The 1000-nt window shown below is 21.8% G+C and carries 1 protein-coding gene; it reads left to right on the top strand.

What is annotated here, in order from left to right:
- Positions 1-146: 146 nt before the first annotated feature.
- On the top strand, positions 147-833 hold the full coding sequence (locus G3997_RS09430) for a GntR family transcriptional regulator (protein WP_296645527.1): 687 nt from the start codon (positions 147-149) through the stop codon (positions 831-833).
- Positions 834-1000 lie beyond the last annotated feature (167 nt).

Below are 1000 nucleotides of genomic sequence, written 5' to 3'. Positions count from 1 at the left end.
TKTCAAATATAATATATTGTTTTAAAGATAAGATTACAGTCTTATATACTTATTGCTTTAAATTTAACTAAATAAAGTATATTATAAAATAGGGGGCTATAATCATATTATTGTATAAGTATAAGAATAAGTATAGGAGGAATGGAATGATATTTTACGAGAAAAAGCATAAGGAAACGGGAAAAGAATATGCGTATAGGATATTAAAAGAGAATATAATGTCTTTAGAATTAAAACCAGGGGAATTATTAAGCGAATCAGATTTATCAGAAAAGTTAAATATATCACGAACACCTATAAGAGAAGTTATAATGAAATTAAAAAGTGAGCATTTAATAGAAGTTAAACCACAAGCGGGTACATATGTATCGCTTATAGATAAGGATATTATAGATGAAGCGATATTTATGAGAAGACTATTAGAAAAAGAAGTTTTAAATGAAGCTTGTAATGAAATTTCTGAAGAAATATTTATGGAATTAGAGAAAAACTTATTTGCACAAAAGTTAGTTTCAAATAAAGATGGTAAAGAAAATGAGTTTCATGATTTAGATAAAGAATTTCATAGATTAATATTTATAGGATGTAATAAAACCAATATTTGGGAAAGTATTATGAAAATAAGTACTCATTATAATAGAATGAGATTATTATCTGAAAGAAAAATAGATAAAGCTTTATTAATAAACCAACATGAAGAGATGCTATCTATAATTAAAAATAAAGATTTAGATAAAATTGATGAGTATATAGAAAAACATATAGTTACTCCTGCTAATGAATGGAATAAGCTAATAAGTGATAATGGAGAAATAAGAAGATATTTAAAATAATATTTAAATTTATATAAAAAATTTATTTAAATTAAATTTAGATTTTTGTAAGATACTAAATGAAACAACCTCTTTTGAAATATACTATATGTATAATTTTAAAAGGGGTTATTTTTATAATATAATAAAATGCTATAAGTAAAATTAAACTACATTTTAATATAATA

The sequence above is a fragment of the Romboutsia sp. 13368 genome, from assembly GCF_018336475.1.
Classification (GTDB): Bacteria; Bacillota; Clostridia; order Peptostreptococcales; family Peptostreptococcaceae; genus Romboutsia.
This window is presented reverse-complemented; position numbering and strand designations above follow the sequence as displayed.